We start from the raw sequence: 20,321 nt of genomic DNA, 5'->3' as shown, positions 1-20,321 counted from the left end.
ACGATGGAGAGAAACGCCAACTACGGTCTCGTCGGGATCATCTCCCTGGCCCTGTTCGTGGGCCTGGTGGTCTTCGTCGTCTGGCTGGCGCGGCTGCAGTTCAACCGCGAGTACGACCAGTACGACATCCTGTTCATCGGCCCCGTGCGCGGCCTGTCCGAGGGCGGCGAGGTCCACTTCAACGGCATCAAGGTCGGCGAGGTCACCGAGATCGGCCTGGACAAGCGCGACCCCAACCGCGTCATCGCCCGCGCCCGCGTCACCTCCGACGTGCCGATCCGCACCGACAGCTACGCCACGCTGGAGCCGCAAGGCATCACGGGCGTGAACTACGTCCAGATCACCGCCGGTCAGCCGACCAACCCGCTGCTCAAGGACACGGTGCCCGACAACCAGATTCCGGTCCTGCGCACCCAGCGCAGCGCCCTTTCCGACCTGCTGGAAGGCGGCGGCACGGTGCTGACCCGCACCATCGAGGCCCTGGACCGCGTCAACCGCGTCCTGTCCGACGACAACATCAAGACCTTCAGCGCCAGCCTCGACGACGTCCAGGCCGTGACCGCCGAGCTGCGCGAGCGCAAGGCGATCATCGCCGACGCGCAAAAGGCCCTGCAATCCATCGACGCCTCGGTCCAGTCGGCCCAGAAACTGATCGAGAACACCAACAGCCTGGTGGACGGCGACGGCCGCAAGACCCTGCGCGAGCTGAGCAGCGCCGCCAACGAGATCTCGCTGGCCGCCAAGGACGTGCGCGGCATGGTCAACGAGCTGAAGCAGCCGACCAGCGAGTTCGCCCGCCAGGGCCTGCCCCAGCTGACCAGCGCCATCGTCACCCTGCAGGACGCCGCCGAATCCCTCGACCGCCTGGTCGGCCGGGTGGAGCAGAACCCGCGCACACTCGTCAGCAAGTCGCCCGCCAAGGAAGTGGAGATCAAGCCGTGACCCCCTCGCGCACCTTCAGGGCCCTGGCGCTGACCGCCGCCCTCGCCCTGCCGCTTGGCCTGGGCGGCTGCATCTCGCTGTTTCCGAAATCGGACCCGGCCCAGATGTACCGCTTCGGCGATACGCCGGCGGCCGACGCGCCAGCCGGCAATGCGGGCGATGTGATTGGGGTGCTCAAGCCGCCCAGCAGCTTCACCCGCCCGGCCGCCGGCGACCAGATCCTGACCATCTCCCCCGGCGGCGAGGCGGCGTATGTGGCCGAAGCCCGCTGGATCGCCCCCGCCATCGTCCTGTGGGACGAGGCCGTGCAGAAGGCCTTCGACGCCAATCCCGGCGCCGCCCGCCTGATCGCCCGGGGCGAGCGCCAGTCGGCCGACATGGCCATGCGGCTGGACGTGCGCACCTTCGAGGCGCGCTACGATAACGGGGAGAAGGCCCCGCCCGCCGTCACCGTCTCGGTGCGCGGCGTGCTGCTGAAGACCGCCGACCGCACCTTGCTGGACGACCGCATGTTCAGCGCCACCGTCCGCGCCGCCGACAACCGCCAGGGCCCCATCGTCGCCGCCTACGACCAGGCGACGGCGAAAGTGCTGGCCGACATCGTCGCCTGGACCAACACGCAGGGTAAGCGGGCGAAGTAAGGCGCGGGGCCGGATGCAAAACGCCGGCCGCTAGCCTTCGAACAGCGCGCGAACTTCGTCGTCCAGGGAAGGGTTCGTGTCACACGAAATCCCGAGCTTGCCCTTCATGAAGCCAATGCGCGTGGCGGGGGCCGCCACCTTGGTCGTTATGGGTAGCACACGGGCGATCGCCACCCCGTTACGGGTGAGAACGAAGCCTTCGCCACTTGCCGCCGTCGCCGCGATCAGCGCTTCGAAGTTGGCTCTGGCCTCGTCGATGTCGATCGTCTTCATGAAGGCTCAGGCCCCAGTCCCGTCGGACGGTACAGGCACAAGGCCATCTCGTCGAACCCTGGGCGGTGATTGGGAACACTTAAGCTTCGCGCACGCTTAAGCCTCACACCGCGGCGCAGCCGCCTAACGAGGCTCTTCCATGTCACTTCTGATCTTCGCCATCATCGTCCTGGTCGTCGCCGCGCTCATCGCCTGGGCCGTGCAGAAGCTGCCCTTGCCCTCGCCGTTCAACCAGATCATCCAAGCCCTGATTCTCATCGCCGCCGCCGTGGTCATCGCCCAGCGCGCGGGCCTGTTCTAGCGCTTCGTTTCGGCGCCCCGGCTCACCGCGCCGGGGCCGCCCGCCGGCCGCCGCCGGTCACGGCCAGCGCCGAGGCCAGGGTCAGGGCGTCCTCCACCAGGCCGCTCGGCGTCTGGCCATAGCGGCGCAGGGCCCGCATCCGCAGGTCAAAGCCCACATAGGCCCCGATCACCGCCGCCGCCGCGCCCAGGGCCGCTCCTGACCGGCGATGCCCCTGCCGCGCCACCGCCGCCCCGGCGAAGGCCCCGGTGATCAGCCGCACCGCCATGCCGATCGGCACGATGCGGTCCGGCGCGGACTTCATCTTGTCTCCGCCCATCTCCGCCGCCGCCAGGCCGGCCAGCCCCGTCGCCACGATGGGATTGGACAGCAGCGGCAAAGGCGCCGCCCGCCCCCGCCGCGCGGCGTGCGCCACCACGGCGATGGGAGTAAGCGACCGCTGGCCGGTCGCCAGGCCGATGAGGATGGAGCGGATCATGGGAGCCTCGCGGTTGGGGTCTGAATCCCAACGGGCGAGGCATGAGGTTGGGTCCGTCGCCTCGCCAATCCCTCCCCCACGCGTGGGGGAGGGATCAGAACGAAGCCCAGGACACTCCGTGTCCGTCCCTCCGCCTTGACGGGAGAGGCAGGCGGACGAAAGGCGCACTCAGAAGGCCAGCCGCTCCGGCGCCCGGACGCGGAGGATTCGCAGCGGACGCTCCCGTCCGTCGCGGTCGGGCCACGAGATCTCCTGGCCCGTCGACAGGCCGATCAGGCCCGCCCCGACGGGCGAGGTGATCGACACCTTGCCGGCGGCGATGTCGGCCTCGCGCGGATAGACCAGCACCACGGTGCGGCGCTGGTCGCGGCCCTCGTCCACGAACTCGACGACGGCGTGCATGCGCACGACATCCGCGGGCAGCGCGTCGTCGGAGACGATGGCGGCGCGTTCGATCTCCTGCAGGAGAAGCTGGGCGCCGCCGGCGGGAAGGGTCTGCTGGGCCAGCAGGGTCAGGCGGTCGGCCTCGCTCTCGGCGAGGACGATGGGCGGCCGCGCGCGGGCGGCCTCGAGGCGTTGCATGATGTGCTCGTTCAATCGGGAGGGGCCGGCGGCGCCGGCGGTCAGGCGATCATCCCCGGACGTCGCGCGGCTGCGCGCATCCGGGGCTAGGAGCCTGCCTGAAGGCTCCCGCCGTGATGAAAGAACCGCCGAAATGCCGGACGTGAGCACATGACGCCAAGGGTGGGCGGGGCTGGTCTGTTTGTCAAACCGTGCGGATTGATCCGATGCGGCGTCGGCAGCCGCCGCGGGCGGTTCAAACCCCGCCTCGCCGAACGCATCGCCGAGCCGACCTCGTCGCACGCGCGCCACGCTCAAAGCGTTTGGCGACTTTGGGTTCATGGCGACGATCCCGCGCGAACGCACCCCATGCTCGACGCGCCCGCCTCGATTCATTCGACAAGCCGGCTCGATCGTTGGGTGGTCTGACCGCTCTCGTCGCCGCACTTGGCGGACATGGCGCGGCCGCTCAGGAATGGGCCGTGCGTGGCGCAAGGTCGACGAAGATGCCGCCGGTGGCCCGCCCAGCGCACGCGAGGGCGCCTGAGCCTAGGCGACGCCCCAAAATGAGCAACGCTTCGCACACCGCTTCCGCCGGGCCATGATAGTCAAAAGCATCAGGCGAAAGACGACGGCAAGATCAGCAAAGATGATCATTCATAGATTGGCGCAGCTTCGACTAACGGAATAAATCTGCAGCAGGTGTCCAAGTTGATGCCGCATCGCATTGCTTTGTCTCGAGCATCCAGCCCAAGCGACTACCGCCCGGGGCGATCGGGCTTTCTTTAAAACAGCGGCGTCAGCACGCGGGGCGCCCCTGCCTCGCGGCTGCACGCTCGCGCTCTACCGAGGTTAGCTTCAGATGGCGATTTACAGAGTGACCAATGCCAATCCGCTGGGGCCGGGCTCGCTCGCCTCCACCGCCATTGAGGCCGGACGCGATGAGCAGGACGACATCATTTTGTTTTCCCTGCCTTCAGGCAGTCGGTTGGAGTGGGCGACTGGGTGGGTCGACTATGGCCTCACTCTGAACGGAAGCGGCGCACCCAACCTTAGCATCACGCTCCCGGCGGCTATAGTTGGAGTGACGCTTGCGTTCGAGGCGCTTCATCTCGACGGGCCGCTGCATCTCAGCGGCAAGATGGTCGAACTCAGGCCCGGGGTGACACTGGACGGACCGGTCACGTCGGAACTTGACGTCCTTGCCCTCACTTTCTCGGGCGCCACCGACGCGGATTTCGATATCAGGCGCGGCGGCCTTTGGATCAGCGCCGCAAGCGCGTTGACGATGAGCGGCGACATAAGCGGAGCCGGCACGTTTTACGTCTCGTCCGAGGCCACGCTTTCCGGCCGCAACAGCCTCACGGGACGCACGTCCGTGGAAGGCGTTCTGCGCCTGACTGGCGGCGAAGCAATCGCCGACGGAGCCGCAATCGACCTGGTGGCCAACGGTCGACTGATCATTGAAGACGCCGAGACGATCGGCGCTCTCAACGGCGGCTACCAAGGTGTCCTCGAACTTAACGGAGACCTCACCTTCAAAGGGTCGGGATCAAGCACTTTCCTTGGACTGGTGACGGGGTCAGGCGGCCTCGAAGTGCAAACCGGCCACACCCTGTCGCTTCGAGCGCGGAACGATTTCGCGGGCGGGCTAACCATCGCCGGGGGAGAGGTCCGCATGGAGGCCGGCTCGCAAGGCAGCGGAGACATCGTTCTGGACGCTGGCAAGCTGACGACCTTTGGCGCTGCCGAGCTTCTGAACGAGGTCATCATTCGCCCGGACGGCGGGTTGTTCGACAATTTCAGCGTCCTGACCTTGGGGGGACGCCTAAGCGGATCGGGTCGGCTGACGAAGGCGGGCGGCGGCGAGCTTTTTCTTAAGGAGGGCGGCGACTTCACCGGCGACATTCTGATCATCCAAGGCGCCCTGCGCACCGGAAGCGACGCCTTGAGCATGTCCACCAAGGTGACGATCCGGGGCGGAGCGACGTTCATCGCCGCGGGGACGGCGGTCGGTTCTGTGAACGTCGCGGGGACCTTGCAGCTTGAAGGGCGCGTCGCGGTGGCGGGCGCCGCCGACGACATCGTCAGCGGCGCGATCACCGGGGCTGGGTCCTTGCTGAAGACCGGGGGCGGCAAGCTGACCCTGAGCCACAGCAACACCTTTCTGGGCGGGCTGAAAATCGCCGACGGCTCAACCTTGCTCGTGACCGCCGATGGGGCCGCCGGCGCCGGAACGCTGACCCTTGATCAAAGCACCTTGGCGACCGAAGCGGGCAAGAACGTCTCGCTGTCGAACGCTGTCGCGTTCATCGACGCGATAACCATCGATGCGCTGGGCGACAGCAATCTTATGCTCTCCGGAGCCGTCAGCGGCAGCGCGACGATCGTGAAGGAAGGAGCCGGCACGCTGATCTTGAGCGGCGCCAACACCTATGCCGGAGAGCTGCGCATCACCGATGGCGTGGTCGCCGCCCGAGCCGCCACGGCCCTTGGGACGGCATCGATCGAACTGTCCGCGATGCTGGACCTCCAGGGCGGCATCGCGATCGGCAACGACATCAAGGTCGAAGGGGAAGGCGTGCTTGGCAGTGCCGGCTCCACCAACACGATCAACGGCCAGATCAGCGGATCGGGCCATCTGATCATTCGCGCGCCGAACAACCTCGAAATCGCCGGGGACAGCGTCCATACCGGCGCAACCACCATCGAAGTCGGCATCCTGGTGTCGAGAAACGGCGACGCCATCGGCGATACCAGCGCTCTGACCATCGACACGAGCGGGCGTCTGTTCCTTCACCGCGACGAAACCGTGGGAAGTCTCGCGGGTGGAGGAATGGTGCAGTTCCTGACCGCCAGCGACCTGACCGTTGGAGGCGACGACAGCTCCACGACCTTTTCCGGTCAGCTCATCGAGCCGTCTGGGCGCCTGATCAAGATTGGGACGGGCGTCCTTACCCTGACCGGCGACAATGCCGGAACAAGCGCCTATGGCGCCCCCGAGGACGCCGGCGCCTCTGGAACGGTCATCGAGGGCGGCACGGTTCGCATCGGAGCCGGCGGCGCCTTCGGGATGATCCGGGGCAACGTGCTCAACAACGCACGCCTGGTCTTCGACCGGTCCGATGACGTTCGGTTCGGCGCCCTGGGAGTCACCGAGAGCGGCGTCATCTCCGGAACCGGAAGCCTGACCAAGGCTGGCGCTGGCGCCCTGCGCCTGGAAGGCGACAATACGTTCACGGGTCCCACCGTCGTCCAGGCCGGCACGCTTTCCATAGGCGGCAAGCACGCCTCGTCGATCACGGTCGCTTCGGGAGCCACCTTGACGGGCGACGGTAAGATCAGCGGCGCCGTAAGCGTGCAAGGCGGCGGCTTCTTGGCCGTCGAGTACGGCGCGGGCGCGCTTGAAATCGGCGACCTGAGCCTCGGCGACGGGTCCCTGTCGTTCGGGTTGGGCGGAACTGGAACAACGGCCGCCCGACGCCTGGACGTGACAGGATCGGTCTCTCTGGACGGCGGGATACTTCGCCACTTCGTCCTGTCCGGCTTCGCCGCAAGCCCGGACCAGACGATCCTCCTCATCGACAATGATGGGACCGACGCGGTGAACGGGACCTTTGAGGGTCTCGCGGAGGGCGCTGTCGTCGAGATCGACGAGACTGATTTTCGGATCAGCTATCGGGGCGGCGACGGCAACGACATCACCTTGCGCTCAGCCGCGGCGCCGGCTCCCGAGCCCGAGCAAGGGCCCGAAACCGGGCCGGAGCCGCAACCTGAGTTCACCGCGCCACAGATCCGCGAGCTCTTCGCCGCCGCGGCGGGCTTCGCCTCAAACTCTCCCAAGGCCCAGGCCAGCAACATCACCTTGGCCGACGGCACGGTTGCGCCCAACCCTGCCTTCGAGGCCGCCATGCGGCTGGCGCGCCTGATCGCCCAGTTCGAAGCGGGGATCATCGACCGAGACGGTCTGATCGAGGGTGTGACGGATATCTCAGCGCCGACTTCTGGCGTGGCGCTGCAGGCCTACCAGTTCTTCACCGGCCGCACGCCGACCATGAGCGGCATGGGCTGGCTTATCGATAGCGCCTCCAACGCCAACGACCTGACCGATCCCTATTACGCCCGCTTCAACGAAGTGAACCGCTTCATCAACTTCGCGGTCAATCTCGGCGTGCAGGGCGAAGGCCGCGCCGCCTTCGAGGCCAAGTTCGGCGCCTTGGATTTCGCGGCGGCCGTGCGCCTGGCCTACGACATGGTGATCGGCCTCGATGATGCGCGTGCGGCTGGGATCGATGTCGGCGCGGCGCTCGCATGGATTGCTAGCCAGGAGGGCTATTTCGACGCCTTCGCCGGCTCCGACCTTGGCGGCAAGGCGGCCATGATCGGATACATCATGCAGGCTGGCCTGGAAGGGAGGGTCGGCCGTTACCACGAGGCGACCCGCGACTTCATCAACTCAAGCTTCGAAGGCGCTCCCGCCTATCATGTCGATCTGGTTGGGGGGCAACACCTGGGAGGCTGATGGTCTGAGCAGAACGTCCACAACGAGGTGCGAAACGCCGCAGACGCCGTCCGATGGCGCGCCGCGCCGGACGCGTCAGGCCTTCTCGATCCAGGTCGACAGGACGCCCGCGCGATCAAGTCGGTTAAACAGCCGGCGAAGATCGATCGCGTTGGACTGGATCGCCTCGATCACGGTTGGGATCATCGTGTCAGGGCAGACAGCCACGACGCCTGTCCGGTCCTTGCGGATCAGCCCCTTCTTGCTCAGGCCGTCGATCTGACGCCGGACCGTCTCGTAAGGCAGCTTTGCGCCGCGCGCCACTTCGCGGGTCGAAACCGGTCGACCCGTCGCGCCGCGCGTTTCGATCCAGTTGACAAGCCCTGGCCCGTCGATGTCTCGCAGATTGCACACGATGGTTTCACCGATGCAGGCGAGGCCCAGGACACCTCCGCAGATGTCCATCAGGTCCTGCACACGTCGAAGCGTGTACTCGGACGTGGCTCGGCCAACGACGCGGACAAGGGGCGCCTCGCCAGCAGCGGGCTCGGCGCTCGGTGCGGGCGCGGCGCCCAGCATGCGCATCAAACGGTAAAAGGCGGCGGTGCGATCGTAGTTGGCCATCTGAATAGACTTGTAGGTCGGCGAGGCGATGCCTGCGTCAGTGGCGATCAGGCCCTTCGGGCCGACCCGCACCTTGCCGTCCTGCACGAGGCGCTTGATCCGCCGCCTGGCCGTTTCCGGCGAAATCGACAGGGATTGGGCCACGGCGTGGGTGGTGATCGGTCGTCGCAAGGCTTCAGGCGCATAGCTGTCCGCGTCGCCAAAGGCGACGCCCAGCCGCGGCTGGGCATCCAGCGCCCCGAAATTCGCGTCGACGATCGCCCCGAAAATGAACGTGTCGAGGAACTCCTCATCGCCGCGCAGCGTGAAGGTGTAGTCCCGCGCGAATGCGATCGAGGCCAGGACGACATAGGCGGCTCTCAGGTCGGCAGGCATCGGCCCTCACGGAAAAGGACCGCACTTTGATGCGTCGCGACGCTTCCATCCACCACGACACTACCCATGATGAGACCTTTGCGGCGCACATTCGGGGATCGTGCGAAAAAAGACGGCGCGCCGCGCAAGGCGAAGGAGGATTGGGTGATGCAAGCCCATGCGTCCCCTCACGACCGAGACGATCCAGTCCGCCCAGACCCCAGAAGGGATGAAACTCTTCCAAGCCCCTCCAGATCAGCCGTGGTCGGCCCGTCAACCTCGGGCCGGAGAGCCTGCGTGCTGGCGCACATGGAAACGCTCCGGGTTGAATGAGATGATCGCCCTCTTCGATGGTTTCGGCGTCGCTGGCGCGAAGGGCCGCGGGCTTTTTCAAGGGGAAGCTACAGCAGCGCCCTCTGCGGGGTTTCCGGCTTCGTCTCCGGCGCGATCTCGCCCCGCTGGCGCAGTTCGGTCTCGGCGCTGAAACGCAGATTGATGTCGCGGTCCCGGGCGAACGCCTTGAGCTCCGGCTCCTCCAGTTCGCGCCACGCCCGCCCCCGCCGCGGTCCGCTGGGCACGCGCGGCAGCAAGCCTGGCTCGGCGCTCCAGGCCAGCAGTTGCTCAAGCGACGCTGCGTTCAGCTGGTCGCGCAGGTGATGGGCTGTGACATAGGCGTCCGGCATGGCCCGGTGGGCCGGCAGGCCGGTCTGGTGATCCAGCCCCTCGGGCATCCGCTGGTATCGCAGCATCTGGTTGGAGAAGCCCGTCAGATGTGGCCACAGGCGAAGGGCGCACTTCCAGGTGCAGATCCAGGGCGCCCCGCCGGTAAGGCGCGGCGTGCAATAGCGCTGCTCGAACGCCGCCCGGTGCGCGGCCAGCGCCGCCATGCCGCCCCGTGGTCGCAGCACCGGCGGCGCCGCGTCCTTCCAGAACGGCGCGTCGACCACTTGGGCGTCGAGGATATGATGCACCGCCATGGTCTCGGGCGAGATCGGGCGGCCTGGATTGACGAACCGCGCGCCGCGCTCCTGGTCCACCCGCCACAGGCCGTCGTCGTGCAGCACGACGTCCTGCCAGCCGATCTCGCACACATCCTGCGACCCGGTCCCGGCGGTCTCCAGGTCGATGACGCGGACGCGGGACATCGATTAGCGCCCCATCCGCTCCAGCTCGACGGCGCGGATCGTGGTCAGCTCCAGATGGCAGCTTGAGCGCTCGACCATGTCGATGGTCCCGCCGGTCAGGTTCTCCTGGCACTCGGCGTCGCGGCGCTTGATCCAGGCGCGCTGGGCGGCGCGCAGGGTCTTCTGGGCGACGGCCGACCGCTTGGCCATGGCGACCTTGTAGGCGGCGTTCAGGCGCGCGTCCTGGCGGGTCAGCTCGTAATTGAAACAGGTGGCCATCGCCACGCTGACGCCGTTGGCGGCGTCGCCGCTCTTCAGGCAGGCGTCCAGGGCGGGAGAGTACCGCGCCTTGGCGTCGATCTCGGCGGCCCCAAGGGCCAGGGTCAGCAACAGGGCTATCATTTGCTCCTCTTGGGCTTGGGTTGCGCCAAAAGATGGGCGGCCTTGAGGGCGGCGGTCAGGGTCGGCTCGTCCACCACATCGAGATCGCAACGCGTGGCGCCCATCCGGCCCCATCCGCCGGGGACCGGCGCGAAGGCGTCGGGCGCCTGCTCGCACCAAAAGTCGCGATGATCGGGATCGAACATCAGATTGATGTCGGGCGCCGCCGCATCCAGCGTGGCGAAGGTCTTGCGCGGCGTCTTGAACGCCACGCGATGGAAGTGCGGCGCCTCGCTGGCGCCGTCCAGGGCCAGGGCCAATTTGCGCGCTCGTTCCGCCGTCACCGCCATGGCTCGACCCTTCGCCGTTCAGGACGGCAGGTTAGCAGCCGGCGGGCGAAGGACTAGCCCAGGCCGTTCAAGCGGCGCGCGGCGGTCACGGTGTTCTGCAGCAGGCAGGCGATGGTCATCGGCCCCACCCCGCCCGGAACCGGCGTGATATAGCCGGCCACGGCCTTTGCTTCCTCGAAGGCCACGTCGCCCACCACGCGGGTTTTGCCCGCGGCGGCGGCTTGCGGATCCCGGGCCGGGACGCGGTTGATGCCCACGTCGATGACGGCGGCTCCGGGCTTCAGCCAGTCGGCCTTGACCATCTCGGCCCGGCCCACGGCGGCGACCACGATGTCGGCCTCGCGGCAGACGGCCGGCAGGTCGGCGGTGCGCGAATGGGCGATGGTCACCGTGCAGTCGGCCGCCAGCAGCATCTGGGCCATGGGCTTGCCCATGAGGTTCGAGCGGCCGATGACCACGGCGCGCTTGCCCTTCAGGTCGCCCAGCTTGTCCTTCAGCAGCATCATGCAGCCCAGCGGCGTGCAGGGCGTCAGGGCCGGCAGGCCGCTGGCCAGGCGCCCGGCGTTGATGACGTTGAGGCCGTCAACATCCTTGTCGGGGCTGATGGCGGCCACGATGCGGTCCTGGCTCAGATGGGCCGGCACCGGAAACTGCACGAGGATGCCGTGGATGGCCGGATCGTCGTTCAGTTGCGCGACCAGGCGCATCAGGTCGGGTTCGCTCACATCGGCCGGCAGGCGGTGGGTGACCGAGTGCATGCCGGCGGCTTCGGTCTGTTCGCCCTTGTTGCGCACATAGATCTGGCTGGCCGCATCCTCGCCGACCAGCACCACGGCCAGGCCCGGCGTGATCCCGTGGTCGGCCTTGAGCGCGGCGACTTCCTCGGCGATGCGCCCGCGCAGATCGGCCGCGAAGGCCTTGCCGTCGATGATGGTCGCTTCAGCCATGGGGCGCTCTCCAACTGTCGCGCCACCGCCTAGTCGCTCGCCGGCCAATAGGCAACCGCTCAGGCGGCGCGGCGGCGCAGCCAGAACAGCAGGGCCGTCGCATGCGCCTCGTGTCGAAGCCTGGTCAGGGCCTCATGCGGATCGAGCCAGACCAGGGTGTGGTCCTCCTCGATCTTAAGTTGCGGGGCCTCGGCCACGACCGTCACCTCATAGACGCCGCCGCGATTGTTCACGGGCGTCTTGGGGTCCTTCAAGAAGCGCTGGGCGACATTGATCACCCGGGCGCCCAGACTGACCTTCAGGCCCGCCTCCTCGCCGAACTCGCGGACCAGGGCCTTGGCCTCGTCCTCCCCCGGATCGACCGCTCCGCCGGGCAGGTCCCAGTGACGGCCGCCGTCGCGGGCGACCTCCACCAGTCCGACCTTGCCGTCCCGTTCCACGATCCCGAAGGCCGCCGGCCTGTCCGCATAGGTCAGGCCAGGCTTGGGATCGCCGAACTGCAGCATGGATCAGTCCTTTCCGTAGAGGTCCTTCCAGGGATCGCCGCCCTGGGCGACCTGCTTGACCGAGATGGTCGGGCGGTAGCCGATCACGCCGTTGGCGCTCTCGCGCCAGGCCAGGACCACCAGGTCGCGCAGTTCCGAAGCGCCGGCGGCGACGCGGTCGTTGAGGAAAGCGGCGCCGCGGGTGTTGGGTTCCGTGCCGAACGCCTTGTCGCCCCACAGGACATAGAGCGGCTCCACATGGCCGGCCGTCTCGGTCAGGAAGTTGGTCACCCGCTGGTCGACCGGGCAATTGCAGTCGTTGAACGGCTTCATGCGCGCCTTGACCGAAGCGGCGGTCACATTGGCGTTGACCGCCTCGCCCTCGAACACGCCGTGGACGCTGCGCTCCTGGCTGTAGCCCTTGGGGTTGGGGTAATCGCCCCAGCCGTTGAAGTGGATCGAGGCGTGCAGCGGCTGAGAGGCGTCGCCCACATAGTGAGCCCAAACGCCCAGGTCGCGGATCAGCAGCGCCTCGCGGCGCGCGCGGTCGGCGCGGTAGTATTTTAGGCGAGTAGCGTTTTTCTCGCGCTTTTCGACGATGGTCAGGATGCGCCAGTAGGTGAAGTCCTTCACCAGCTGCTGATAACCGTCGATCAGCGAGTACTGCAGATAGCCGGCCTTCCACATGTCGATGTCGTGGGCCCGCAGACCGGTCTCGTAGTCGGCCTTGGTGCCCGGCAGCGGCGTGAACTTGGGCCCGCCCAACACCTTGCCGTCCTCGTCCAGGTCGACGAAGTGACCGGAGTCGCGATCATGGTCGTGGATGCGGCCCGACCCCTTGGAGCGGTCCAGCTCGCGGGCGAACTCGCCGATGTCGTCGACGGCCTTGGGCGTGCGCAAGAAGGCGGGGACCTCGGCCGGCAGGGCCTGGGTCGCCAGCTGGCCCACCAGCCGGTGGCCATAGGCGCCCCAGGCGAAGGCGGGGGCGGCGGGAGCCGCCGCGGCGAGGCAAAGAGCGATGGCGAGTGCGACGCGGCGCATGGCGGTCTCCGAAAGGTTCAGGCGATGCCCAGGGCGGCGTCGACACGCGCCACCCAGGTTTTGACGGCGGGATAGTCGGACAGGTCGAACCCGCCCTCATGGGCGACGCGGGTATAGGCGACCAACGCGACATCCGCGAGACTGACCGCCCCGCCGACCAGGAAGCCGCCATCTTGCAGGGCGTCGTCCATGCGCTGGAGCGCGGCGGCGCCGCGCGCATAGACGCGCTCGCCGATCTCCTCGCGGGTCTTGCCCAGGTAATGCATCTGGAAGCGCGCCACGGCGACGTAGGGCTCGTGGCTGTATTGTTCCCAGAACATCCACTCCATCATCCGGGCGTGGTCGTACGGATCGGCGGGAATCAGGACCGAATCCCTCGCCATCCAGCCGATGATCGCGTTCGATTGAGCCAATGGGCGGCCGTCCGCGAGAATAACGAGGGGCACCTGACCGGCCGGATTCAAGTTGAGGAACTCAGGCGTCCTGGTCTCGGCGTTCACCACGCTGGTCTCGGTCCAGTCGTATGGAATCCCTAGATAATCGGCGACCCATTTAACCTTGAGGCAGTTGCCGGAGATGCTGTCGCCATAGATGCGCAGGGACATGGTGCGACTCCAAGGAGGTTGCCGGAGCCGCTTTGATAGCCTAAGCAATGGCCCGCACAACCAGATACGCCGCCAAAGAGGACCACCTCCCATGCGTCGCCTTGTTGGCCTTGTGGCCGCCATCACCGTCGCGGCCGGATTTTCCTCGGCCGCTCACGCACAGAACGCCCAGACCACGGGATCCGATCCCATGGGCGAACTGATCATCGGCGCGCTCTCGGCGATCACGCCGGGCATCGCCGACATGAAGCTCAAAGCCACGCTGTATCACGCGGGCGCGCGCGGCGTCGGCGCGCTGGACAGCCTGGGCTGCAAGGTCGTGGCCATGCGCACCGCGGCCATCGACAGCAAGCTGATCCCCCGCCGCACCGTCCTGTTCATCAAGGAAACCGTCGGCCTGCCCATGCCCGACGGCGGCATGCACGACGGCTACTGGTACGCCTCCGACGTCGGCGGCGCGATCAAGGGCGAGCGGATCGACCTGTTCACCGGCTCCGGCCGGGGCTCCATGAGCCCGATGATGCCGCTGAACATGTCCAGGCTTAGCGTCTCCAAGGTTGGTCAGTTCAAGGGCTGCCCGCCGAAGTAAGATGGCGGCGCGCGTACGCGGAACGGCGCGAGCGCCCGGGACGCCGCCGACCGCGCCGGATCCACACCACTGCGCACGAGGCATGCCCCCGAGACACCACTTGGGAAAATGCGACCTCCGATTGCAATTGCACCAGTACTGGCCCACGCTAGGCGGTGCGATCCCTTTGAGGTTTCACATGCGCGCCATCGTCACGTCTCTCATGGTCGCCGGCCTTGTTTCGGCGACTTTCGGCTCGCCCGCCCTGGCGGCGGGGCCGCATTTCGAGTCCGAGTATCAGACTAACCTTCCCCCGAAACCGCGCTTCGACTTGCCCGTGAAGCACAAGAAGAAGGCCTCCCCCGCGGCGCTCGCGGCGCGGGCCAAGGCGACTAGCCAAGCCGCCGCCTCCGCCGCGAAGCCGCGACACCGCACGGCGGCCGCGGCTTCCTGAACCGCCCTACTCCACCAGGGCCATGCGACGAGCCTCGTCCAGGGACTGGATTTGCGCCGGGGTCATGGCCGCGACCTGGTCGTCGGTCAGGGCGGCGATGTGAGCGACGCTCAGCCGGCCCAGCTGCGTGGGCGTCAGGCCGGAAATCTGGGTCGGCGCGAAGAGCGGCATCTGGGCCAGGGACAGGGCGTCGATCACCGCCTCGGCAAGTCCGCCCATCTGGGTCGGCGTTAGGGCTAGCACCTGGCTGGGCTGAAGCTCCGCGAAATCGGTCGCGGACAAGGCGCCAAGCTGGGTCGCGCTGAGCGCCTGGACCTGGGTCGCCGACAGCAGGGCCACCTGGGTCGCGCCAAGGCCTGAGACGGCGGTCGGCGACAGGGCCCGGATCTGAACCTGGGTCAGGGCGCCGATCTGGGTCGCGCCAAAGGCGTTCAGCTTGACCAGCGCCAAGGCTTCCAGCTGCGTCGCCGTCAGCCCGCGCGTCTGGGTCGCGTCGAGCCCGGCGATCTGGGTCGAGCTGAGGCTATTGATATTGGTGGTCGACAGCGCGCCAAGCTGGGCGCCGCTGAAAGCCGCCACCTGGGCCGGCGTGAACTCGGCGAAGTCCTCCGCCCCCAGGGCCTTGAGCTGCGAGGGCGTCAGCGCCCGGATCTGATCCAGTCCCAGATAGCCCACCTGGTCGTCGCTGAGATTGGCCACGGCGGCGGCCGACAGCCCTCTCAGTTGAGCCGGCGTCAGGGCCGCGACCTGCGTCTGGTTGAGGGCCGACAACACCTCCGGCCCCATGCCGCCAAGCTGAGCCGCGGTGAGGTTCGCCAGCTGCGCGGGCTCGAAGCGGGCGATGTCGGTGGGCGTCAGGGCCTTGAGCTGGTTGGCCGACAGCGCCCGCATCTGGGCGGCGGTCAGCGCGCCGAGCTGCGTGCTCGACAGCCGCGTCAGTTGCTCGCCGGTCAGGCCGGCGACCTGGGCGGGCGTCAGTCCGGCCATCTGCGCCGCGCCGAACTCGGCGAGGTCCGTGGCGTCGAGACCACGCAGCTGGCTGGTCGACAGGCCGCGAAGCTGGGACGCCTCCAGCGAGGCGACCTGGGTGGACGTCAGTGAGCTGAACTGCGTCGCCTTCAGCCCGGCCAGCTGGCTGGCCGTCAGCCGGTCCAGCGTCGCCTCGTCGAGGATCGACAGGGTCGACAGGCCGCTCAACTGCGCGCCCGTCATGGCCCGCAACTGGGTGGCGCTGAACTTCTGGATGCCGGTCAGATCCAGCCCTGAAAGCTGCGAGGCGGCCAGGCCCTGGATCTGGGCCGCGGACAGGTATCCGACCTGGTCGGCGCTCAGGGTCTTGATGGCGGTGGCGGTCAGAGCCTTGATCTGCGCCGCCGTCAGGGCCTGGACCTGCTCGCGCCCGAGCCCGGCGATCCAGGTCGACGACAGGCCGGCCAGCTGCGTGGGGCCCAGGCCCTTGACGCGCGCCGCGTCCAGGGACTGGATCTGCGCGGCGTCCAGACTGTTGAGATTGGTGACCGACAGAGCGGCCAACTGCGGCGCGCCCAGGGCCGCCACCTGATCATCGGTGAGATGGCCAAACGCCGTCGCGTCCAGGGATCGGATCTGATTGACGGTCAGCCCACGCACCTGCGTTGCGCTGAGCGTGGCGATCTGGGTCGCGCTCAGCTGGTCCAGAGCGGTCATCGACAGGCCGCCAAGCTGCGCCGCGGACAAGGAAGCCAGCCGCGTCTCGTCGAGGATCTGGGCGCTGGCGCCGCCCATGGCCGTCAGTTGCGCGGCGGTCAGCGAACGGAACTGCGTGACGTCGAACTCGCGCAGGTCGGTCAGGCTCAGTCCCGCCATCTGGCCGGCGGTGATCGAGCGGACCTGGGAGCCCAGCGCGCCGATCTGGGCCGCATCCAGCGACGACAGCTGCCCGGCGCTGAGCGCGGTCAGCTGCGAGGGGCTGAGCGCGCGCATCTGCGTCTCGCCGAACCTCGCCAGATCGGCGTTGCTCATCGCCTTGATCTGCGAGGTCGTCAGCCCGCGGACCTGGCTGGCGTTGAGGCTCTGGACCTGCGTCGCCGTCAGGCTGGACAGGTTGGTCGCCGACAGCGCGCCGAGCTGGCTGGCGGTCAGGGCCGCGATCTGGGTCTCGTTGAAATCGCCAAGCGCGTCGGGGTCCATCACCCGGATCTGGCCGACGGACAGTCCGCGCACCTGGGTCGCGGTCAGGGTCCCGACTTGCGTCTCGTTCAGGCTCGAAAAGGCGGTGGAGCTCAGGCCGTAGAGCTGGCTGCCGGCCAGGGCCTGGACCTGCGCCGTGCCGAACATCCCCAGCGCCTCGGCGCTCAGGGCGCTGAGCTGGCCAGCCTTCAGCCCGCCGATCTGGGTGACGCCCAGCCGGGCGATGTCGGTGGCGGCCAGCGCCTTCAACTGGCTGGGCGAGATGCCGCCGGCCTGTGTGGCGCTGAGCGCGTGAAGTTGGGTGTCGGCCAGTCCCGCCAGCTGGGCGGCGCTCAGCGCGCCTATCTGGGCGACCGACAGGGCGCCGATCTGGGCCGCGCCGAACTCGGCCATGTCGCCGGCGTTCAGCCCCTTCAGCTGGGTGGCGGTCAGGCCGCGCATCTGCGTTGCGTCGAGGGTCTGGATCTGCGTGGCCGACAGGCTGCTCAGATTGGTCGCCGACAGGGCGCCCAGCTGCGCGCCCGACATGGCTCCGACCTGGGCGGCGCTGAACTCGTCGAAATCGGCCTCGCTCAGGCCGCGAAGCTGGCTGACGCTCAAGCCCTTGATCTGGGTGGCGTCGAGGGACGCGACCTGGGTGGCGTCCAGCCGCGACAGGGCGGTGGTGCTCAGCCCGCCCAATTGGCGGGCGCTGAGCGCATCGAGCTGGGCGTCATCCAGGGTGTTGATCCCGGTGGCCGACAGGGCCGAAAGCTGCGCGGCTGTCAGGACGCGAAGATCGGCCACGTCGAAGGCGGCGATCTGCGTCGCGGTCAGGGCCTGCATCTGGTCGGAGGCGAAGACGCCCAACTGGCTTGGCGAGAACGACACCGCCCCGCCCAGGAGCGGGATCTGGCCGGCCTTAAGCCCCTTGATCTGAGAGGCCGACAGCGCCTCGACCTGGGCGGCGGTGAGCTCGCCGATGCCCGACGCGCCGATGGCGCCAAGCTGCGAGGAGGTCAGCAGCTTCATGTCGGTGGCGGTCAGCGTCTGGGCTTCGGTCGCCGACAGGTTCTGCAGCTGGACCAGGGAGTACTTGGTGATCGGCGAAACCATGAACCCCTCCCCTTTTCGCGCGAAGCCCTTGTTCAGCGGGCAAAAGGCCAGATTCGCCGGCCAAGCTCCACTCATAGGTGCGGCCGATGGCCGCTGCTCGCCATAGAGCGGCTCATGCTTGGCCATAGGGTTTTTCGTTTTGCCGGGGCCGATGGCGCGGGACTAGGGTCGCTTTGGGGGAGTTGAGACGAGGGAGGTGACAATGGACGACGCATCGAACCTGGGCAGCCCGCTGAGCGACCCGAGAAAAGAACCGGAGGCCCTGCGCAAGCTCCTGGGCCGCACCAACCGCGACTGGTGGCCCAACCAGCTGTCGCTGGAGATCCTAAAGCCCGGCGATCCGATGGGCGAGGACTTCAACTATCCAGAAGCCTTCAAGACGCTTGACTACGCGGCGCTCAAGCGCGACCTGACCGCGCTGATGACCGACAGCCAGCCCTGGTGGCCGGCCGACTACGGCCACTACGGCCCCTTCTTCATCCGCATGGCCTGGCACAGCGCCGGCACCTATCGCACCGGCGACGGTCGCGGCGGCAGCGGCTCGGGCCAGCAACGCTTCGCCCCGCTGAACTCCTGGCCGGACAACGGCAACCTCGACAAGGCCCGGCGCCTGCTTTGGCCGATCAAGCAGAAGTACGGCGCCAAGATCAGCTGGGCCGACCTGATGATCCTGGCCGGCAATGTCGCCATCGAGTCCATGGGCGGCCCGGTGTTCGGCTTTGGCGGCGGCCGCGCCGACGTTTGGCAGCCCGAGCAGGACGTCTACTGGGGCACCGAGGAGCAGTGGGTCGGCCACGCCGACAACAAGACCCGCATCATCGAGGAGGAGGGCAAGGCGCTGGAAAGCCCCCTGGCCGCCATCCAGATGGGCCTCATCTACGTCAATCCCGAAGGCCCCGGCGGCGTGCCGGACGCCCTGAAGTCGGCCCGCGACATCCGCGAGACCTTCCACCGCATGGGCATGACCGACGAGGAGACCGTCGCCCTGACCGCCGGCGGCCACACCTTCGGCAAGGCCCACGGCGCCGGCGACGCCTCCAAGGTCGGGGCCAGTCCCGAGGGCGCCGACATCGCCCAGCAGGGCCTTGGCTGGCAGTCGGGCCACGAGAGCGGCATGGGCGACCACACCATCACCTCGGGCATCGAGGGTGCGTGGACGCCGACCCCGACCAAGTGGGACAACACCTTCTTCCACATGCTGCTCGACTATGAGTACGAGCTCGTCCGCTCCCCGGCGGGCGCCAAGCAGTGGCAGCCGATCAACCAGAAGGCCGAGGATCTGGCGCCGGGCGCGCACAGCCCCGACCGCCGCGTGCCGACCATGATGACCACGGCCGACATGGCGCTGAAGATCGACCCGGGCTTCCGCAAGATCTCCGAGAAGTTCCGCGACGACCCGGCCTACTTCGCCGACGCCTTCGCCCGCGCCTGGTTCAAGCTGTGCCACCGCGACATGGGCCCCAAGGTCCGCTACCTGGGTCCTGAAGTCCCGGCCGAGGACCTGATCTGGCAGGACCCGATCCCCGCCCCGACCGGCCCGCTCATCGACGCGGCCGACATCAAGGCGCTGAAGGACAAGATCGCCGCCTCGGGCCTCAGCGTGGCCGAGCTGGTCTCCACCGCCTGGGCCTCGGCCGCCACCTATCGCGGCTCGGATCATCGCGGCGGAGCCAACGGCGCGCGCATCCGCCTGGCCCCGCAAAAGGACTGGGACGTCAACGAGCCGGCCAAGCTGGCCAAGGTCCTGAAGGTCTACGAGGACATCAAGGCCGGCTTCGCCAAGGGCGTCTCCATGGCCGACCTGATCGTCCTGGGCGGCGCGCTCGGCGTCGAGCAGGCGGCCAGGGCCGGCGGCCACGTCGTCGAGGTCCCCTTCTCGCCCGGGCGAACCGACGCGACCCAGGACGAGACCGACGTCGAGGGCTTTTCGGTGCTCGAGCCGCGCGCCGACGGCTTCCGCAACTACCTGCAGGTTCGCTTCAACGTGGCGACCGAGGAGTTGCTGATCGACCGCTCGCAACTGCTGGGCCTCACCGCCCCGCAGATGACGGTCCTGGTCGGCGGCCTGCGCGTGCTGGGCGCCAACCATGGCGGATCCAAGCACGGGGTCCTCACCAAGCGTCCCGGCCAACTGACCAACGACTTCTTCGTCAACCTGCTCGACATGAAGACGGCGTGGAAGGAAGTCGACGACCGAGGCGACGAGGTCTTCGTCGGCTCCGATCGCCAAAGCGGCGAGGAGCGCTGGACGGCCACGCGAACCGATCTTGTGTTCGGCTCCAACTCCCTGTTGCGGGCGCTGTCGGAGGTCTACGCCTCCGCCGACGCCGAAGAGAAGTTCGTCCGCGACTTCGTGGCGGCGTGGACCAAGGTCATGGACAACGACCGCTTCGATCTGAAGCGGGGCTACAAGGGCAACTGATAAGC

Annotated in this window: 19 protein-coding genes; 7 read left to right on the top strand and 12 right to left on the bottom strand. The window is 68.0% G+C overall.

All coding sequences use genetic code 11. The features are described from left to right. The first annotated feature begins 3 nt into the window (after positions 1-3). Entirely contained in the window at positions 4-942 is a 939-nt protein-coding gene (locus tag ABOZ73_RS16035; RefSeq protein WP_369059123.1) for an MlaD family protein, read from the top strand. Then, a complete protein-coding gene (locus ABOZ73_RS16030) occupies positions 939-1,583 on the top strand; it encodes an ABC-type transport auxiliary lipoprotein family protein (protein WP_369059122.1) in 645 nt (214 codons plus the stop codon). Before ABOZ73_RS16035 ends, ABOZ73_RS16030 begins: the two co-directional genes overlap by 4 nt. Positions 1,584-1,613: 30 nt before the next feature. On the opposite strand, the gene ABOZ73_RS16025 is transcribed toward ABOZ73_RS16030, so the two are convergent. After that, complete coding sequence (locus ABOZ73_RS16025; RefSeq protein ID WP_369059121.1) at positions 1,614-1,856, bottom strand: type II toxin-antitoxin system Phd/YefM family antitoxin; 243 nt, start codon at positions 1,854-1,856, stop codon at positions 1,614-1,616. A 139-nt stretch (positions 1,857-1,995) separates the two neighbouring features. Here ABOZ73_RS16025 and ABOZ73_RS16020 point away from each other — a divergent pair, with 139 nt between their 5' ends. Continuing rightward, complete coding sequence (locus ABOZ73_RS16020) at positions 1,996-2,157, top strand: hypothetical protein (RefSeq protein WP_369059120.1); 162 nt, start codon at positions 1,996-1,998, stop codon at positions 2,155-2,157. Between the two features lie 22 nt (positions 2,158-2,179). On the opposite strand, the gene ABOZ73_RS16015 is transcribed toward ABOZ73_RS16020, so the two are convergent. Together ABOZ73_RS16015 and rnk are read right to left on the bottom strand one after the other, a co-directional pair. After that, positions 2,180-2,635 carry a DUF4126 domain-containing protein gene (locus ABOZ73_RS16015; RefSeq protein WP_369059119.1) on the bottom strand — a complete coding sequence of 152 codons (456 nt, stop codon included), beginning with the start codon at positions 2,633-2,635 and terminating at the stop codon, positions 2,180-2,182. A gap of 168 nt (positions 2,636-2,803) precedes the next feature. Beyond that, positions 2,804-3,217 (bottom strand): nucleoside diphosphate kinase regulator, encoded by a 414-nt coding sequence (rnk, locus tag ABOZ73_RS16010; protein ID WP_369059118.1) that lies wholly within the window; start codon positions 3,215-3,217, stop codon positions 2,804-2,806. 856 nt (positions 3,218-4,073) lie between these two features. On the opposite strand from rnk, the gene ABOZ73_RS16005 reads away from it, so the two are divergent. Then, a complete protein-coding gene (locus tag ABOZ73_RS16005) occupies positions 4,074-7,718 on the top strand; it encodes an autotransporter-associated beta strand repeat-containing protein (protein WP_369059117.1) in 3,645 nt (1,214 codons plus the stop codon). Positions 7,719-7,793: 75 nt separating this feature from the next. Here the strand turns inward: ABOZ73_RS16005 and ABOZ73_RS16000 are convergent, their stop codons facing one another. From ABOZ73_RS16000 to ABOZ73_RS15965, 8 genes are all read right to left on the bottom strand, one after another. After that, positions 7,794-8,696, bottom strand: a complete 903-nt coding sequence (locus ABOZ73_RS16000) for a winged helix-turn-helix transcriptional regulator (RefSeq protein ID WP_369059116.1) — start codon at positions 8,694-8,696, stop codon at positions 7,794-7,796. Positions 8,697-9,076: 380 nt separating this feature from the next. Continuing rightward, positions 9,077-9,820, bottom strand: a complete 744-nt coding sequence (locus ABOZ73_RS15995) for an exonuclease domain-containing protein (protein WP_369059115.1) — start codon at positions 9,818-9,820, stop codon at positions 9,077-9,079. A gap of 3 nt (positions 9,821-9,823) precedes the next feature. After that, a complete protein-coding gene (locus ABOZ73_RS15990; protein ID WP_369059114.1) occupies positions 9,824-10,201 on the bottom strand; it encodes a lysozyme inhibitor LprI family protein in 378 nt (125 codons plus the stop codon). Then, a complete protein-coding gene (locus tag ABOZ73_RS15985; RefSeq protein ID WP_369059113.1) occupies positions 10,198-10,530 on the bottom strand; it encodes an MmcQ/YjbR family DNA-binding protein in 333 nt (110 codons plus the stop codon). Before ABOZ73_RS15985 ends, ABOZ73_RS15990 begins: the two co-directional genes overlap by 4 nt. A 53-nt stretch (positions 10,531-10,583) precedes the next feature. After that, positions 10,584-11,477 carry a bifunctional methylenetetrahydrofolate dehydrogenase/methenyltetrahydrofolate cyclohydrolase FolD gene (folD, locus tag ABOZ73_RS15980; protein WP_369059112.1) on the bottom strand — a complete coding sequence of 298 codons (894 nt, stop codon included), beginning with the start codon at positions 11,475-11,477 and terminating at the stop codon, positions 10,584-10,586. A gap of 59 nt (positions 11,478-11,536) precedes the next feature. After that, entirely contained in the window at positions 11,537-11,983 is a 447-nt protein-coding gene (locus tag ABOZ73_RS15975) for an NUDIX domain-containing protein (RefSeq protein WP_369059111.1), read from the bottom strand. A 3-nt stretch (positions 11,984-11,986) separates the two neighbouring features. Beyond that, on the bottom strand, positions 11,987-13,003 hold the full coding sequence (locus ABOZ73_RS15970) for a S1/P1 Nuclease (RefSeq protein WP_369059110.1): 1,017 nt from the start codon (positions 13,001-13,003) through the stop codon (positions 11,987-11,989). A 17-nt stretch (positions 13,004-13,020) separates the two neighbouring features. After that, entirely contained in the window at positions 13,021-13,608 is a 588-nt protein-coding gene (locus tag ABOZ73_RS15965; protein ID WP_369059109.1) for a glutathione S-transferase family protein, read from the bottom strand. A 91-nt stretch (positions 13,609-13,699) separates the two neighbouring features. On the opposite strand from ABOZ73_RS15965, the gene ABOZ73_RS15960 reads away from it, so the two are divergent. Beyond that, on the top strand, positions 13,700-14,197 hold the full coding sequence (locus ABOZ73_RS15960) for a 3D domain-containing protein (protein ID WP_369059108.1): 498 nt from the start codon (positions 13,700-13,702) through the stop codon (positions 14,195-14,197). Positions 14,198-14,375: 178 nt separating this feature from the next. Further along, on the top strand, positions 14,376-14,630 hold the full coding sequence (locus tag ABOZ73_RS15955; RefSeq protein ID WP_369059107.1) for a hypothetical protein: 255 nt from the start codon (positions 14,376-14,378) through the stop codon (positions 14,628-14,630). Between the two features lie 6 nt (positions 14,631-14,636). Here the strand turns inward: ABOZ73_RS15955 and ABOZ73_RS15950 are convergent, their stop codons facing one another. Continuing rightward, on the bottom strand, positions 14,637-17,894 hold the full coding sequence (locus ABOZ73_RS15950) for a hypothetical protein (protein WP_369059106.1): 3,258 nt from the start codon (positions 17,892-17,894) through the stop codon (positions 14,637-14,639). Between the two features lie 202 nt (positions 17,895-18,096). On the opposite strand from ABOZ73_RS15950, the gene katG reads away from it, so the two are divergent. Then, the gene (gene katG, locus ABOZ73_RS15945; RefSeq protein ID WP_369059105.1) at positions 18,097-20,316 is read left to right on the top strand and encodes a catalase/peroxidase HPI; all 2,220 of its coding nucleotides are present in this window, start codon (positions 18,097-18,099) and stop codon (positions 20,314-20,316) included. Positions 20,317-20,321 lie beyond the last annotated feature (5 nt).

The sequence above is a fragment of the Caulobacter sp. 73W genome (assembly GCF_041021955.1).
Classification (GTDB): Bacteria; Pseudomonadota; Alphaproteobacteria; order Caulobacterales; family Caulobacteraceae; genus Caulobacter.
This window is presented reverse-complemented; position numbering and strand designations above follow the sequence as displayed.